Source organism: Micrococcus lylae (assembly GCF_900163825.1).
Classification (GTDB): Bacteria; Actinomycetota; Actinomycetes; order Actinomycetales; family Micrococcaceae; genus Micrococcus; species Micrococcus lylae.
This window is the reverse complement of the sequence record NZ_FUKP01000020.1, coordinates 17,411-32,881: the sequence shown is the minus strand read 5'-3', so window position 1 is coordinate 32,881 and position 15,471 is coordinate 17,411. Positions and strand designations below refer to the sequence as shown.

Genomic DNA, 15,471 nt, shown 5'->3' with positions numbered 1-15,471 from the left:
CCCCTAGGATGGGTGGGCGCGGTCCCGCCGGGCCGCGCCAGTGAAACACCCCAGCCGCGTCTGAACTCTTAGGAGCCGAAGTGCCCGTCAGCCTTGGAATGCCGTCCGCCCCGCCGCCCGTGCTGGCCCCGCGCCGGCAGACCCGGCAGATCCAGGTCGGCTCCGTGGGCGTCGGCTCGGACCACCAGGTGTCCGTGCAGTCGATGACCACCACCAAGACGCACGACATCGGCGCGACCCTGCAGCAGATCGCCGAGCTCACCGCCGCCGGGTGCGACATCGTGCGCGTGGCCTGCCCGACCGACAAGGACGCCGCGGCGCTGAAGGTGATCGCGCAGCAGTCCACCATCCCGGTCATCGCGGACATCCACTTCCAGCCGAAGTACGTCTTCGCCGCGATCGAGGCCGGCTGCGGCGCCGTCCGCGTCAACCCGGGCAACATCAAGAAGTTCGACGACAAGGTCAAGGAGATCGCCCAGGCCGCCTCGGACCACGGCACCTCCATCCGCATCGGCGTCAACGCCGGCTCCCTGGACCCGCGCCTGCTGAAGAAGTACGGCAAGGCCACCCCGGAGGCCCTCGTCGAGTCCGCCGTCTGGGAGGCCTCCCTGTTCGAGGAGCACGGCTTCAAGGACTTCAAGATCTCCGTGAAGCACAACGACCCGGTGATCATGGCCCGCGCCTACGAGCTGCTCGCCCAGGAGGGCGACTGGCCGCTGCACCTCGGCGTGACGGAGGCCGGCCCGGAGTTCCAGGGCACCATCAAGTCCGCCACCGCCTTCGGCTACCTGCTCGGCCAGGGCATCGGAGACACCATCCGCGTCTCCCTCTCCGCCCCGCCGGTGGAGGAGGTCAAGGTCGGCCTGCAGATCCTGCAGTCGTTGAACCTGCGCGAGCGCAAGCTCGAGATCGTCTCCTGCCCGTCCTGCGGACGCGCCCAGGTGGACGTGTACACGCTGGCAGACGAGGTCACCGAGGGCCTGAAGGACGTCACCGTCCCGCTGCGCGTGGCCGTCATGGGCTGTGTGGTGAACGGTCCGGGCGAGGCCCGCGAGGCCGACCTCGGCGTGGCCTCCGGCAACGGCAAGGGGCAGATCTTCGTCAAGGGAGAGGTCATCCGCACCGTGCCGGAGGAGCAGATCGTGGAGACCCTCATCGAGGAGGCCCGCCGCATCGCCGCGGAGATGGGCCTTGAGGAGGACGGCGGTGACGACGCCGCAGCCGGCGCCCCGGTGGTCAGCGTCCACTGACCTGGACGTCCGGGCCGCCACCGGAGGCGCCGCCCGGCTCCTGACCGACGCCGACACCCCGCAGGTGGCGGAGCTGGCCGACGCGGACCCGGTGGCGAACGTCTTCGTCGCCTCCCTGCTGCAGGCCGGACGCCGCACCGGGCCGCGGGGCCGCACGGCCGCCACCTGCTTCCTGGGCGTCGCGGACCCCGACGACGGCCCCGCCGCTGCATTGCGAGCGGTCGCCTGGGTCGGGTCGAACGTCGTGCCCCTGGCGATCCCGGGTGCCGCCCGCCACGCCCTCACCCTGGGCCGGGCCGCCGCCGCACTGCGGCGCCGCTTCGGCTCCCTCTACGGGCCGGCGGACCAGGTGCTCGGCATCGAGGCGATGCTCGCCTCCCACGGACACCGGCCCCGCTCCGTGCGCCCGGACCAACCGCTCATGGTGGCCCGCGGACCGGGCACGGTGCTGCCCAGCCCGACGCTGCGGCAGGCACAGCCGGCGGACCTGGACACTGTGCTGCCGGCCTCCGCGGCGATGTTCGAAGAGGAACTCGGCTTCTCCCCGCTGCGCCAGGGCGCGGCGTCCTACCGGGACCGTGTCCACCGGCTCATCCAGGCCGGGCGCGTGCTGATCGAGCCGGGGGAGGACGACGGCCAGGCGCCCCGGCGGATGCCGCTGTTCAAGGCGGACCTCGGCGTGCTCAGCACGGACTGCGTGCAGGTGCAGGGGGTCTGGGTGCGCCCGGACCGCCGCGGCGAGGGGCTGGCGGCACCGGCCATGGCGGCCGTGGTGCAGTACGCCGCGCGCACCGCCGACCATGTGAGCCTCTACGTCAACGCCTACAACGAGCCGGCCGTGCGCACCTACGCGCGGGTCGGATTCGAGCAGGTCGGCACCTTCGCCACGGTGCTGTACTGACCGGACGGGCGATAGGATCGCCCGGAGAATCCCTCGCCCGGAGAACGGGCGCTCCGACCGCACGACTCGAAGGAGTCCCACGCATGGCACTGCGCATGTCCACCCTGTTCCTGCGGACCCTGCGCGACGACCCGGCCGAGGCCGAGGTCGCGAGCCACAGGCTGCTCGTCCGCGCCGGCTACATCCGGCGCGCCGCCCCCGGCATCTACACCTGGCTGCCGCTGGGCCTGAAGGTGCTGTCCCGGGTCGAGCGCATCGTGCGCGAGGAGATGGACGCGATCGGCGGCCAGGAAGTCCACTTCCCGGCCCTGCTGCCCCGCGAGCCCTACGAGGCCACCGGCCGCTGGGACGAGTACGGCGACGGCGTCTTCCGCCTCAAGGACCGCAAGGAGGCCGACTACCTGCTGGCCCCCACCCACGAGGAGATGTTCACCCTCCTGGTGAAGGAGCACTACTCCTCCTACAAGGACCTGCCGGTGTACCTGTACCAGATCCAGACGAAGTACCGCGACGAGGCCCGTCCGCGCGCCGGGCTGCTGCGCGGCCGCGAGTTCGTCATGAAGGACTCCTACTCCTTCACCGTGGACGACCAGGGCCTGCAGGAGGCCTACGACGCGCACCGTGCCGCCTACCTGCGGATCTTCGAGCGGCTCGGCCTGGAGGTCGTGCCTGTGCAGGCGACCGCCGGCGCCATGGGCGGCTCGCGCTCCGAGGAGTTCCTGCACCCCTCGCCGATCGGCGAGGACACCTACGTCGAGTCTCCGGGCGGCTACCGCGCCAACGTGGAGGCCGTGACCTCCGTGGCCCCGGATCCGCTGTCCGAGGAGGCCATGGCAGCGCTGCCGGCCGCCGAGGTCAAGGACACCCCGGTCTCCACCACCATCGCCGCCCTCGTGGACGTGGCCAACGACCTCGCCCCGCGCGAGGACGGCCCCTGGACCGCGGCCGACACCCTCAAGTGCGTCGTGCTCACCGCCGTCCTGGACGGCGACGAGCGCCGCCAGTTCGTGGTGGCCGTCCCCGGCGACCGCGACGTGGACCTCAAGCGCCTCGAGGCGTCCGTGGGCGAGGCCCTGGGCGTGCACGGCGAGCCGACCGTGGAGGCCGCCACCGAGGCGGACCTGAAGCGTCACCCTTCCCTGGTCAAGGGCTACATCGGCCCCGGCGAGGGTCCGGACGGACGGAAGGTCCTCGGGGCCGAGGACTCGGTCTCCGGGCTCACCTTCCTCGTGGACCCCCGCATCGCTGCCGGCACCACCTGGATCACCGGAGCCAACGCGGACCAGAAGCACGTGTTCGGCCTCGTGGCCGGCCGCGACTTCACCTGGGACGGCGTGGTCGAGTCGACCGTCGTCCGCGAGGGCGACGCCTCCCCGGACGGCACCGGCGCCCTGACCACCCGCCGCGGCATCGAGATGGGTCACATCTTCCAGCTGGGCAGGAAGTACGCCGAGGCCCTGGACCTGAAGGTCCTGGACCAGAACGGCAAGCAGGTCGTGGTGACCATGGGCTCCTACGGCATCGGCGTCACCCGCAGCGTCGCCGCGATCGCGGAGACCCACCACGACGAGAAGGGCCTGGTCTGGCCGCGCGCCGTCGCCCCGGCCGACGTGCACGTGGTGGTCGCCGCCAAGGGCGCCGACGCCTTCGCCTACGCCGAGCAGCTCACCGCGCGGCTCGAGGAGGCCGGCCACACCGTCCTGCTGGACGACCGCACCAAGGTCAGCCCCGGCGTGAAGTTCAAGGACTTCGAGCTCATCGGCATCCCGACCGCCGTCGTGGTCGGCCGCGGCCTCACCGAGGGGTTGCTCGAGCTCAAGGACCGCGCCACCGGCGAGACCCGCGAGGTCTCGGTGGACGAGGTCGTGGCGGCCGTGTCCGCCGTCGTCGCCGCCGACCCGGAAGCCTGAACGCGGTGGACCTGTTCGGCCCGGTTGAGCTCACCGTCGGCCTGCTGCTGATGGTGGTGCTCGCCGGGCTGGCCGCCGGCTGGATCGACGCCGTCGTCGGCGGCGGTGGGCTGCTGCAGCTGCCGGTCGTCATGCTCATCCCGGGCCTGACGCCGGTGCAGGCGCTGGCCACCAACAAGATGGGGTCGGTGTTCGGCACGGCCACCTCCGCCGCCACCTACGTCCGCCGCGTCAGACCGGACCTGCGCACGGCCGCCGCCACCGCCGCGGTGGCCCTGGCCGCCAGCTTCGGCGGGGCGCTCGTGGCCGCCGTGCTGCCGGCCGCCGTCATCCGCCCCGTGATCCTCGTCGCCCTCGTGGGCGTCGCCGTGTTCACCGCGGTGCGCCCCCAGCTCGGTCATTCCCAACAGCTGAAGTTCACCGGCGCAGCCCACCTGGTGCGCGCGCTGCTCATCGGCCTGGTGATCGGCTTCTACGACGGCGTCCTGGGCCCGGGCACCGGCACGTTCCTGATCATCGCGCTGGTCACCGTGCTCGGCTACGACTTCCTCCACGGCTCGGCCACCGCGAAGATCGTCAACCTCTGCACGAACCTCGGCGCGCTGGCGTTCTTCCTGCCCCAGGGGCACGTGGTCCTCGGCATCGGCCTGGTCCTGGGCGTCTCCAACCTGCTGGGCGGGTACATCGGCGCCCGCATGGCGATCGCCCGCGGCTCCGGGTTCATCCGCGTGGTCTTCCTCGTGGTGGTCGCCGCGCTCATCCTCCGCCTGGGCTGGGACACCCTCGCCCCGCTGCTGGGCTGATCCGGCGCCGGCGGCCCCTGCACCGTGCCAGGCCGGTGCGGGTACAGTGTCCAGGTCCCCGCACCGGCCGCCCGGGCCGGAACGGAGCCGAGAAGGTGAGGAGCGCACAGCCGTGCAGGAGCAGAACCAGTCCGCCGCCGGGTCGCCGCAGCAGGCCCTCGAGCAGATCGTGGCCGCGGCCGTGGAGCCGGAGGGCTTCGTGGTGGAGAAGGCGGTCGTCGTCGGTGCCGCGGACGTGCCCACCGTCCAGGTGACCCTGGACCGCGCCCACGGCGCCGAGGGCGTGGACATGGACGCCGTGGCCCGCCTGTCGCGCCTGGTCTCCGCCGCCCTGGACGACCACGGCGAGTCGGTGCCCGGCGTGGGCACGGGGGAGTACCTGCTCGAGGTCTCCTCGGCCGGCGTCGACCGTCCGCTCACCGAGCGCCGACACTGGGCGCGGAACGTCGGCCGGCTCGTGGAGGTCTCCGTGGACGGCGCCGCCCCGATCACCGCCCGGGTGCTCGAGGTCGGTGCGGACGGCGTGGAGCTCGCCGAGCACCGACCCGGCGCGAAGAAGGGCATGCCGGCCAAGACGCTGGCCCCCGTCCGCGTCCCGTTCGCACAGCTCGGCACCGGAGCCGTCCAGGTAGAGTGGGGCGGAAGTCAGCAGTCCACCGGCGCCGCCCGTGACGGGAAGGGCCCGGCAGATACGACGGAGGCATAAGTGGATATCGACATGAGCGCGCTGCGCATGCTGGAGAAGGAGCGGGAGATCCCGCTGGACAAGCTCGTCCCCACCATCGAGCAGGCGCTGCTGACGGCATACCACCGTACGCCGGGCGCCGTGAAGCAGGCCCGCGCGGAGATCGACCGCAAGTCCGGACGCGTGACCATCTGGGCCACGGAGGTCGAGGAGGACGGCACCGCGATCGGCGAGTTCGACGACACCCCGAACGGCTTCGGCCGCATCGCCGCCTCCACCGCCCGCCAGATCATCCTGCAGCGGCTGCGCGACGCAGACGACGAGAGGGTCCTCGGCGAGTTCCGCGGCAAGGAGGGCGAACTGGTCTCCGGCGTCATCCAGCAGGGCAACAACGCCCGCATGATCCAGGTGAACCTCGGCACCCTCGAGGCCGTCCTGCCCCCGCCGGAGCAGGCCCCGGGCGAGGACTACCGCCACGGCCGCCGCCTGCGCGCCTACGTGGTCTCCGCGGTCCGCGGAGCGAAGGGCCCGTCCGTGACCCTGTCCCGCTCCCACCCGAACCTCGTCCGCAAGCTCTTCGAGCTGGAGGTCCCCGAGATCGCCGACGGCGCCGTGGAGATCACGGCGCTGGCCCGCGAGGCCGGCCACCGCACCAAGATGGCCGTGAAGGCCACGCGTGCGGGCATCAACGCCAAGGGCGCCGCGATCGGCGAGATGGGCACCCGTGTCCGCGCCGTCATGACGGAGTTGAACGGCGAGAAGATCGACATCGTCGACTACTCGGACGATCCGGCGACCATGATCGCCAACGCGCTGTCCCCGGCGAAGGCCGTGTCCGTGGAGATCGTGGACGAGGCCGCCCACTCGGCCCGCGTCGTGGTCCCGCAGCACCAGCTGTCCCTGGCCATCGGCAAGGAGGGCCAGAACGCCCGCCTCGCCGCCAAGCTGACCGGATGGCGCATCGACATCGTCGGTGACGGGGCGGAGCCCGAGCAGCCCTGAGCCCGCACCGCACGAAGGCCGCCTGCCGGCCGCCACGCTGTGACGGCCCGCACACGAGGATGTGTGCGGGCCGTCGTCCTGATGTGCGACGGCGCCCCGGAGGGCGAGAATCCGCCGCGGACGCGCTAGACTCGTAGAGGTCCACCTTCGGGCACCCCTGCAGGCAGGGGTTCGTCCCCGCAGTGCAGAGGAGTCCCGCATGACGTCGCAGACGCCCGTGCGGACTTGCGTCGGGTGCCGGGAGAAGGCGGATCAGACAGAGCTGGTGCGCGTGGCCCTGGACCGCAGCACGGACCCCCCATCCGTGCAGTGGGACGAGGCACGCCGGCGCCCCGGCCGCGGTGCGTGGGTGCATCGCGACCCGGAGTGTGCGGCACGCGCCCTCGCCCGCGGCGGCTTCGCCCGGTCCTTCCGGACCCGGGTGGACTCCGCCGCCCTCGAGGAGGCGCGCCGGCTGAAGAGACAAGAAGACGAAGGCGGGTCAGAGATCTGATGCGTACCCGATGAGCACTGAAGCATGAGTGCCCAACGATGAACATCACCCCCTGCTGTCAGGCAGGCCGTGCGGCGTCGACCATGATGCACGCCCCGGTCTGGGACACCACCGACGGTCTCAAGGCGGGCTGAACGAGGACCACATCTGTTCCGTTCGGCCTCGCTGAGGAGGCCAGAACAGGAGAAACGTGGCCAAGGTCCGCGTCCACGAGCTCGCCAAGGAGCTCGGCATCCCTTCCAAGGAGGCCTTGAGCAAGCTCAAGGAGCTCGGCGAGTTCGTCAGCTCGGCCTCCTCCACGATCGAGCCCCCGGTCGTGAAGAAGCTCCGCAACGCCTACGCCGGCTCCGCGCCGGCCGGCGATGCCAAGAGCTCCGCCGCGAAGCCCGCGGCCGGAGCAGCCAAGAGCTCCGCCGCGAAGCCCGCGGCCGGAGCATCCAAGCCGGCGGCCGCCCCGCAGGCTCCGGCATCCTCGGCCCCCAAGCCGGGTGCCGCCGCCCCGAAGCCGGGTGCCCAGGCCCCCCAGGCCGGCACGCCGAAGCCGGGTGCCGCGGCTCCGAAGCCGGGTGCCGCCGCCCCGAAGTCTGGTGCCCCGAAGCCGGGTGCGCCGACGCCGGCCTCCTCGGCTCCGAAGCCGGGGGCCGCCGCGCCGAAGCCGGGTGCCCCGAAGCCGGGTGCCCCGAAGCCGGGAGCCCCCCGTCCGGGCAACAACCCGTTCACCTCGAAGGCCGGCTCCGCCGGTCCGCGTCCGGGCGCCCGTGGCGGCCGCGGCGGCCCGCGCCCGGGCAACAACCCGTTCTCCTCCAGCCAGGGCATGCGCTCCGGCCGTGAGGACCGCGCCCCGCGCCCCGGCGGCCCCCGCCAGGGCGCCGGCGCCGGCGGTCCGCGTCCGGCCGCAGGCGGCCCCCGTCCGGGTGCCCCGCGTCCGAACCCGGGCATGATGCCCAAGCAGATCACCCCGGCCCCGGCCCCGTCTCGCGGCGGTGGCCGCGGACGTCCGGGCGGCGGCCCCGGCCGCCCCGGCGGCTTCGGCGGCCGTGGCCGCGGCAACGCCCAGGGTGCCTTCGGCCGTGGAGGCGGCCCGCGCAAGGGGCGCAAGTCCAAGCGCGCGAAGCGCCAGGAGTTCGAGCAGCAGCACACCCGCGAGATCGGCGGCGTGAAGATCCCCAAGGGCGACGGCAACACCGTGCTTCGCCTGCGCCGGGGCGCTTCGCTCGCCGACTTCGCCGAGAAGATCCGCGCGGACGTCGCGGACCTGGTGAAGGTGCTGTTCACCCTGGGTGAGATGGCCTCGGCCAACCAGTCCCTCGACGAGGACACCTTCCAGCTGCTGGGCGAGGAGCTCGGCTACAAGGTGCAGATCGTGTCCCCGGAGGACGAGGACAAGGAGCTGCTGGAGGCGTTCGACATCGACCTCGAGGCCGAGGAGGCCGAGGAGGACGACGAGGACCTCGAGCCGCGTCCGGCCGTCGTGACCGTCATGGGCCACGTGGACCACGGCAAGACCCGCCTGCTCGACGCCATCCGCTCCTCGAACGTCATCGAGGGCGAGGCCGGCGGCATCACCCAGCACATCGGCGCGTACCAGGTGCCGGTGGACCACCAGGGTGAGCGGCGTCGCCTGACCTTCATCGACACCCCGGGCCACGAGGCGTTCACCGCCATGCGTGCCCGCGGTGCCAAGGTCACCGACATCGCCGTGCTCGTGGTCGCCGCGGACGACGGCGTCATGCCGCAGACCGTGGAGGCCCTGAACCACGCGCAGGCCGCCGACGTGCCGATCGTCGTCGCCGTGAACAAGATCGACAAGGACACCGCCGCCCCGGACAAGATCCGCGGCCAGCTGACCGAGTACGGCCTGGTGCCGGAGGAGTACGGCGGAGACACGATGTTCGTCGACGTCTCCGCCCGCCAGAACCTGCACATCGACCAGCTGCTCGAGGCCGTCCTGCTCACCGCGGACGCCGCCCTGGAGCTCCAGGCCAACCCGGACAAGGACGCCCGCGGCGTCGCCATCGAGGCCAACCTGGACAAGGGGCGCGGCGCCGTGGCGACCGTGCTGGTCCAGACCGGCACCCTGCGCGTCGGCGACACCATGGTCGTCGGCTCGGCGCACGGCCGCGTCCGCGCCATGTTCGACGAGAACGGCGAGGCCGTGGAGGAGGCCCTGCCCTCCCGTCCGGTCCAGGTCCTGGGCCTGTCCGCCGTGCCGCGCGCCGGTGACTCCTTCCTGGTGACCAACGACGAGCGCACCGCCCGTCAGATCGCCGAGAAGCGCGAGGCCGCCGAACGCAACGCCCAGCTGGCCAAGCGCCGCAAGCGCATCACCCTGGAGGAGTTCGACCAGGCGGTGGCCGAGGGCAAGCTGGACACCCTCAACCTCATCATCAAGGGCGATGCGTCCGGTGCCGTCGAGGCGCTCGAGGACTCGCTGCTCAAGATCGATGTGGGCGAGGACGAGGTGCAGCTGCGCGTCATCCACCGCGGTGTGGGTGCGATCACCCAGAACGACGTCAACCTGGCCACCGTGGACAACGCCATCATCATCGGCTTCAACGTCCGTCCCGCCGAGCGCGTGGGCGAGCTGGCCGACAAGGAGGGTGTGGACATGCGGTTCTACTCGGTGATCTACGACGCGATCGACGACATCGAGGCCGCACTGAAGGGCATGCTCAAGCCGGAGTACGAGGAGGTCGAGCTCGGCTCGGCCGAGATCCGCGAGGTGTTCCGCTCCTCCAAGTGGGGCAACATCGCCGGCTCTCTCGTCCGCTCCGGTCTCATCCGCCGCAACGCCCAGGCCCGCCTGGTGCGCGACGGCGTGGTGGTGGCCGACAACCTCAAGATCGACTCGCTGCGCCGCTTCAAGGACGACGCCACCGAGGTCCGCGAGGGCTACGAGTGCGGCATCGGCCTGGGCAGCTTCAACGACATCAAGGAAGGCGACGTCATCGAGACCTTCGAGATGCAGGAGAAGCCGCGCGACTGACCTGCGCCGGACGCAGGACAGCCCCGCAGCCACAGGAAGGAAGTGAGCTCATGGCCGATCCGACACGTGCAGCCAAGCTGGCCCAGCGCATCAAGGTCCTCGTGGCCGAGGCGCTGCGGCGCAGCGTGAAGGACGACCGTGTGGAGCCGGTGACCGTGACGGAGGTCCGCGTGACCAACGACCTCCAGCACGCCACCGTGTACTACACCGTGCTGGGCGACGACGACACCGTCGCCGCCGCCCACCAGGGCATCCAGGACAACCGAGGGATCCTGCGCCGCGAGGTCGGCCGGAACCTGACGATCCGCCTGGTGCCCACCCTCGAGTTCGTCGCGGACACCGTGCCCGAGGCCGCCGCCCACCTCGAGGAGGTGCTGCGCGCGGCCCGGGAGCGGGACGCTCAGATCGCCAAGTCCAGCGAGGGCGCCGCCTTCGCCGGCGAGGCGGACCCGTACCGCCACGCGGACGAGAACGACGACGAGCGAGCCTGAGGCCCCACCGACCGTGAGCTCTCAGCGCACCGCAGCAGCCCCCGACGCCCCGGGCACCGAGGCGTCGGGGGTTGTCCTCGTCGACAAGCCCGGCGGCTGGACCTCGCACGACGTGGTCGGGCGCATCCGCCGCCTGGCCGGGACCCGCAAGGTCGGCCACGCCGGCACCCTCGACCCCATGGCCACCGGCCTGCTCGTGGTCGGGGTCAACAAGGCCACCCGCCTGCTGACCTCCATCACCGGCACGGACAAGGTCTACGAGGCCACCGTGCGGCTCGGGGTCTCCACCGTCACCGACGACGCCGAGGGCGAGGTCCTGCAGACCCGCCTGGCGAACGCCGTCACCGAGGAGCGGGTGGCCGAGCAGGTCGCCGCCCTCACCGGGGACATCGAGCAGGTCCCCTCCGCCGTGTCCGCCGTGAAGGTGGCCGGCCGCCGCGCCTACGACCGCGTCCGTGCGGGCGAGGACGTGAAGCTCGACGCCCGTCCCGTCACCGTGCACTCCTTCGACGTGCTCGAGATGCGCCGCCTGGACGACGGCCGCGTGGTGGACCTTCACGTGCGCGTCCACTGCTCCTCCGGCACGTACATCCGTGCCCTGGCCCGCGACCTGGGGGAGGCCCTCGAGGTCGGCGGCCATCTGACCATGCTGCGGCGCACCAGGGTCGGCCCGTTCGACGTGGCCGACGCCCACAGCCTCGAGGCCCTCGCCGAGCGCTTCGCCATGACCGAGCTCTCCGCGGCCACCGCGGACCTGTTCCCCGTGCGGGAGGTCTCCGACGCCGAGGCCGAGGAGCTCTCCTTCGGCCGCGCGATCGAGCCCACGGCCACCGGTGAGGAGCTCACCGCCGCCCGCCGCGGCGACGGCACCGTCGTCGCCCTGATCAAGGACGCCCGCCGTCGCGGGAAGGACATCGCGCGTCCGCACCTGGTGTTCTCCCCGTCGGAGGGCCCGGGCGCCGCCGAACAGGACGAACAGAAGGAGCCCCGCCCGTGATCCTGGACGCCTGGTTCTGGACGGGCACCGTCATCGGCGTCCTGTCCCTGCTGATCTGCCTCGTGGCGGCGGCCGTGCGCCGCCACCCGGCGGACTCGGCGATCCTCTCGGCCGCCGCCGTCGAACTGTTCCTGATCGTCTACGGTGTGGCCGGCGCGATCCGGCAGTTCTCCGGGGACACCCTCAACGGTCCGGGCTGGGAGTTCTGGGGCTATGTGATCACGGCCCTGCTGATCCCGCCGCTCGCCGTGGCCTGGGCGATCACGGACAAGACCCGGTGGGCCAACGTGGTGCTCGCCGTCGCCGGCCCCACCGTGGTGGTCATGCTCCACCGCATGCAGGTCATCTGGTACGGACAGTGGTGAGGAGGACCATGAGCACCGAACTGCAGACCCCGCCGCGCCGCAACCAGGGGCTGGGCCGCATCATCGTGATGGTCTACGCCGTCTTCGCCCTCTCGGCGCTGGCCCGCAGCCTCTTCCAGATCCTCAGCCACTTCGACCGTGCCCCTGTGGCCTATGTGCTCTCGGCGTTCGCGGCGATCGTGTACATCGTGGCCACCGTCTCCCTGGCTCGGATCGGCCGCACCGCGTGGCTGGTCTCCCTGGTGGCCGTGCTGATCGAGCTGGTCGGCGTGGTGGGCGTGGGCCTGGCCACCGTCCTGCACCCGGAGCTGTTCGCGGATGCCACCGTGTGGTCGCACTTCGGCGCCGGCTACGGCTACGTGCCGCTGGTGCTGCCGATCGTGGGCCTGGCGTGGCTGCTGACCCACCGCGAGCCGAAGGAGTCCTGAATGAAGCTGTGGACCTCGCTGGACCAGGTGCCGGCGGACCTGCCGAGCACGGTCGTCGCGCTCGGGAACTTCGACGGCGTGCACCGCGGCCACCGTCAGGTGCTGGCCTCCGTGGTGGAGCGCGCCCGTGCCGGCGGCCATGCCGCGGTGGTGGTGACCTTCGCCCCGCACCCGCGCGCCGTGCATCTGCCGCACGTGGTGCACGAGGACATCGTCAGCCCACGCCAGCGGATCGCCCTGCTCGAGGCCGCCGGCGTGGACGCCGTGCTCCAGCAGCACTACTCGCTCGAGTTCGCCCGGCAGACCCCGGAGGAGTTCGTGCGCTCGATGTTCGTGGACGGCCTGAACGCCGCCGCGGTGGTGGTGGGCCATGACGTCCGCTTCGGCCGGGACAACTCCGGCGACTTCGACACGATGGTGCAGCTGGGCCGCGCCCACGGCTTCGAGGTGATCGCGGTGGACGAGTACCCCGCGGACCTGCCGGAGCACCCGGACCGCCGCTGCTCGTCCACGTGGGTCCGCGAGGCGCTGGCCGCCGGCGAGGTCGCGGAGGCGGCCGCGGTCCTGGGCCGCAACCACGTGGTCTCCGGCGAGGTCGTGCACGGCTGCGCCCGCGGCCGCGAGCTCGGCTTCCCGACCGCCAACCTGGCGGCCGACTCCGAGGGCATGATCCCGGCGGACGGCGTCTATGCCGGCTGGGTCCGCGACGGCGAGGGCGGCGTCTGGCCCGCCGCCATCTCGGTCGGCACCAACCCGACCTTCGAGGGCGTGAGCCGTGTGGTCGAGGCGCACGTGATCGACCGCCCGGACGAGCAGGTCGAGGACTTCGACCTCTACGGCAAGCACATCGACGTCGAGTTCGTCGCGCGCATCCGCGGGATGGTCGCCTATGAGGGCGTGGAGAGGCTGATCGCCCAGATGCACGACGATGTCGAGCAGGTCCGCGCGATCCTCGCCTCCTCGTGATCCTTCCCGACGACGGACCCCCACCCGCTGCGGGGCATCTCGCCTCCGACCGGGGCGGGGAGGCGTCGGCCGGTGCCGGCGGCACCGGTGCCGCACCCGCCGTCCCGTCCCTGCCGGGCCGGGCCGCGATCACCCGCACCCGCGGGGTGAACCCCTTCGACGTGACGGTGCAGGAGGGCGAGCACTACGACGCCGTCCGCCCCTCCTACCCGGAGGCCGCCGTGGACTGGGTGCTCGAGGGGCTGGAGGCGCCCCTGGACGTGGTGGACCTCGGCGCCGGCACCGGCCTGTTCACCCGGCTGCTCACCGCCCGGCCGGTGGAGGAGGTCGGTTCGGTGGTGGCCGTCGAACCGTCCGCAGCCATGCGCGCCGTACTTGCCAGGGACGTGGCGGACGCGCCCGGGCCGGTCTCTGACACACCCGGGCCGGTGCCTGACACGCCCGGGCCGGCGTCAGCCGCACCGAGGCGCGCCGCCGGGCGGGTGTCCGGACCGGGACCGACCGGGCGCATCCGCGCCTTGCCGGGCACCGCGGAGGCGACGGGCCTGGCGGAGGCCGGTGCCGACGTCGTGGTGGCGGCCCAGGCCTGGCACTGGGTGGACGTGCCGGCGGCGAGCGCCGAGGCGGCGCGTGTGCTGCGGCCGGGAGGGAGGCTGGCGGCGGTGTGGAACCAGCTGGACACCACCGTGCCGTGGGTCCACCGGCTCACCCGCATCATGCATGCCGGAGACGTCCACGCCGCCGCGCCGCAGCAGCGTCGGTTCGCCGCACCGTTCGGGCCCGAGGAGCACGCGCGCTGGAGCTGGTCCACGGACCTGACACCGGCGCAGCTGCACGGGTTGATGGCGTCGCGGTCCTACTGGCTGCGGGCGAAGGAGCCGACGCGGGAGAGGATGACCGCGAACCTGCGCTGGTACCTGCATGAGCACCTGGGGCACGCCGAGGAGGCGGTGCTCACGGTGCCGTATCTGACCGTCGCGTGGCGGGCACGGCGGCCGCGGCGCCGCTGAGGCAGGCTGGGAGCAGGGCCGCTGTGATGGCCGGGCTGCCGAGGCGAGGAGGACGGACATGGCACGGGTGCGGGTGATCGGTGCGGGCGTGATCGGGCTGAGCTGCGCGGTGCGCCTGCTCGAGGCCGGGCACGGGGTGACCGTGCTGACGGAGCAGGACCCGCAGCAGACGACCTCCCGGGTGGCCGGCGCCCTCTGGTACCCCTACCTGGCCGCACCCGTGGAGCGGGTGACGGCGTGGGGTGTGCAGACGCTGCGGGAACTGATCCGGCTGGCCGAGGCAGAGCCGGCCTCCGGCGTGCACCTGGTGGACGGCACCGAGGTCGGCGTGGACGCGCTGCCGGACCCGGCGTGGGCGGCGGAGGTGCTGGACTTCCGTCGCGTGGCCGGGCGGGACGGAGAGCCCGGGGGAGGCTGGGCCTTCGCCGCGCCGCTGGCGGACACGAGCGTCTACCTGGGCTGGCTGGTGCGGAAGGTCGAGGCGCTCGGCGGGCGGATCGAGCGGCGGCGGCTTCAGGCGGTCCCGGACGACGGCGTGCCCACCGTGGTGGCCGCCGGGCTGGGGGCGCGCGAGCTGCTGCCGGATCCGAGCATGTCCACCGCGCGCGGGCAGATCCTGCTGCTGCGGCAGTGCGGTCTGACCCGCTGGGCGCTGGACCAGACCGGTGAGCAGCCGGTCTACGTGTTCCCGCGGGAGAAGGACATCGTGGTGGGCGGCACCTCGGACCCGGCGGACACCCGGATCGACCCGGACCCGGCCATCGGGGCGGCCGTCCTGGACCGCGCCGTGAAGCTGGTGCCGGAACTGGCCGGGGCGCAGGTGCGCGAGCACCGGGTGGGGCTGCGGCCGGTGCGGCCTGCGGTCCGGCTGGAGGCCGAGACGCGGGGATCCACTCCGGTGGTGCACTGCTACGGCCACGGCGGCGCCGGCGTCACCCTGTCCTGGGGCTGCGCAGACGAGGCCGCGGCCCTGCTCGAGGCATCCCTCTGAGCCCACCCCTCTCGTTTTCGCTAGCGAAATGGGAAGCGGGCGCCTCCCATTTCACCAGCGAAAGTGTGGAGGGAGGGGAACTATCGGGCGGGGCATCGTTGACACCTCCTATTTCGTCAGCGAACGTGCCGAAGGCGGGCGAACAGTGGGCCGGAGCGCCGCCGGACGCCTCCCATTTCGTCAGCGAAAACGC

The 15,471-nt window shown here is 72.6% G+C and carries 15 protein-coding genes; all 15 read left to right on the top strand.

The window, feature by feature from the left end; translation table 11 throughout:
* Positions 1-98: 98 nt before the first annotated feature.
* The 15 genes from ispG to FM125_RS03400 all read left to right on the top strand — a co-directional run bounded on the left by ispG (position 99) and on the right by FM125_RS03400 (position 15,278).
* A complete protein-coding gene (gene ispG, locus FM125_RS03470) occupies positions 99-1,250 on the top strand; it encodes a flavodoxin-dependent (E)-4-hydroxy-3-methylbut-2-enyl-diphosphate synthase (protein ID WP_067189808.1) in 1,152 nt (383 codons plus the stop codon).
* Complete coding sequence (locus FM125_RS03465; RefSeq protein ID WP_087133649.1) at positions 1,207-2,151, top strand: GNAT family N-acetyltransferase; 945 nt, start codon at positions 1,207-1,209, stop codon at positions 2,149-2,151. Before ispG ends, FM125_RS03465 begins: the two co-directional genes overlap by 44 nt.
* Before the next feature lie 83 nt (positions 2,152-2,234).
* Positions 2,235-4,061: a proline--tRNA ligase gene (locus tag FM125_RS03460; protein WP_067189811.1), complete on the top strand. Its 1,827-nt coding sequence runs from the start codon at positions 2,235-2,237 to the stop codon at positions 4,059-4,061.
* A 50-nt stretch (positions 4,062-4,111) separates the two neighbouring features.
* A complete protein-coding gene (locus FM125_RS03455) occupies positions 4,112-4,864 on the top strand; it encodes a TSUP family transporter (RefSeq protein WP_067189842.1) in 753 nt (250 codons plus the stop codon).
* A gap of 112 nt (positions 4,865-4,976) precedes the next feature.
* A complete protein-coding gene (locus tag FM125_RS03450; RefSeq protein WP_245232178.1) occupies positions 4,977-5,570 on the top strand; it encodes a ribosome maturation factor RimP in 594 nt (197 codons plus the stop codon).
* Positions 5,571-6,551, top strand: coding sequence for a transcription termination factor NusA (gene nusA, locus FM125_RS03445; RefSeq protein ID WP_087133648.1), 981 nt, complete (start codon positions 5,571-5,573; stop codon positions 6,549-6,551).
* 199 nt (positions 6,552-6,750) lie between these two features.
* Positions 6,751-7,044, top strand: a complete 294-nt coding sequence (locus FM125_RS03440; protein WP_087133647.1) for a YlxR family protein — start codon at positions 6,751-6,753, stop codon at positions 7,042-7,044.
* Positions 7,045-7,234: 190 nt separating this feature from the next.
* Positions 7,235-10,030 carry a translation initiation factor IF-2 gene (infB, locus tag FM125_RS03435; protein WP_087133646.1) on the top strand — a complete coding sequence of 932 codons (2,796 nt, stop codon included), beginning with the start codon at positions 7,235-7,237 and terminating at the stop codon, positions 10,028-10,030.
* A gap of 50 nt (positions 10,031-10,080) precedes the next feature.
* Positions 10,081-10,521: a 30S ribosome-binding factor RbfA gene (rbfA, locus tag FM125_RS03430; RefSeq protein WP_067189820.1), complete on the top strand. Its 441-nt coding sequence runs from the start codon at positions 10,081-10,083 to the stop codon at positions 10,519-10,521.
* A gap of 13 nt (positions 10,522-10,534) precedes the next feature.
* A complete protein-coding gene (truB, locus tag FM125_RS03425) occupies positions 10,535-11,518 on the top strand; it encodes a tRNA pseudouridine(55) synthase TruB (RefSeq protein WP_087133645.1) in 984 nt (327 codons plus the stop codon).
* The gene (locus tag FM125_RS03420) at positions 11,515-11,883 is read left to right on the top strand and encodes a hypothetical protein (RefSeq protein ID WP_087133644.1); all 369 of its coding nucleotides are present in this window, start codon (positions 11,515-11,517) and stop codon (positions 11,881-11,883) included. The genes truB and FM125_RS03420 overlap by 4 nt, the downstream gene beginning before the upstream one ends.
* Positions 11,884-11,891: 8 nt before the next feature.
* Positions 11,892-12,311 carry a hypothetical protein gene (locus FM125_RS03415; protein WP_070638424.1) on the top strand — a complete coding sequence of 140 codons (420 nt, stop codon included), beginning with the start codon at positions 11,892-11,894 and terminating at the stop codon, positions 12,309-12,311.
* Positions 12,312-13,277: a bifunctional riboflavin kinase/FAD synthetase gene (locus tag FM125_RS03410; RefSeq protein ID WP_087133643.1), complete on the top strand. Its 966-nt coding sequence runs from the start codon at positions 12,312-12,314 to the stop codon at positions 13,275-13,277. It begins immediately after the preceding gene.
* A complete protein-coding gene (locus FM125_RS03405) occupies positions 13,274-14,287 on the top strand; it encodes a class I SAM-dependent methyltransferase (RefSeq protein WP_245829766.1) in 1,014 nt (337 codons plus the stop codon). The genes FM125_RS03410 and FM125_RS03405 overlap by 4 nt, the downstream gene beginning before the upstream one ends.
* A 58-nt stretch (positions 14,288-14,345) precedes the next feature.
* Positions 14,346-15,278 carry an NAD(P)/FAD-dependent oxidoreductase gene (locus tag FM125_RS03400; RefSeq protein WP_087133642.1) on the top strand — a complete coding sequence of 311 codons (933 nt, stop codon included), beginning with the start codon at positions 14,346-14,348 and terminating at the stop codon, positions 15,276-15,278.
* Positions 15,279-15,471: the final 193 nt, after the last annotated feature.

Excerpts from the sequence above, each read along its gene's own strand:
- FM125_RS03410 (WP_087133643.1), top strand. The coding sequence starts at position 12,312 with ATGAAGCTGTGGACCTCGCTGGACCAGGTGCCGGCGGACCTGCCGAGC.
- ispG (WP_067189808.1), top strand. The coding sequence starts at position 99 with ATGCCGTCCGCCCCGCCGCCCGTGCTGGCCCCGCGCCGGCAGACCCGG.
- FM125_RS03460 (WP_067189811.1), top strand. The coding sequence starts at position 2,235 with ATGGCACTGCGCATGTCCACCCTGTTCCTGCGGACCCTGCGCGACGAC.
- rbfA (WP_067189820.1), top strand. The coding sequence starts at position 10,081 with ATGGCCGATCCGACACGTGCAGCCAAGCTGGCCCAGCGCATCAAGGTC.
- FM125_RS03440 (WP_087133647.1), top strand. The coding sequence starts at position 6,751 with ATGACGTCGCAGACGCCCGTGCGGACTTGCGTCGGGTGCCGGGAGAAG.
- FM125_RS03455 (WP_067189842.1), top strand. The coding sequence starts at position 4,112 with ATGGTGGTGCTCGCCGGGCTGGCCGCCGGCTGGATCGACGCCGTCGTC.
- FM125_RS03415 (WP_070638424.1), top strand. The coding sequence starts at position 11,892 with ATGAGCACCGAACTGCAGACCCCGCCGCGCCGCAACCAGGGGCTGGGC.
- FM125_RS03400 (WP_087133642.1), top strand. The coding sequence starts at position 14,346 with ATGGCACGGGTGCGGGTGATCGGTGCGGGCGTGATCGGGCTGAGCTGC.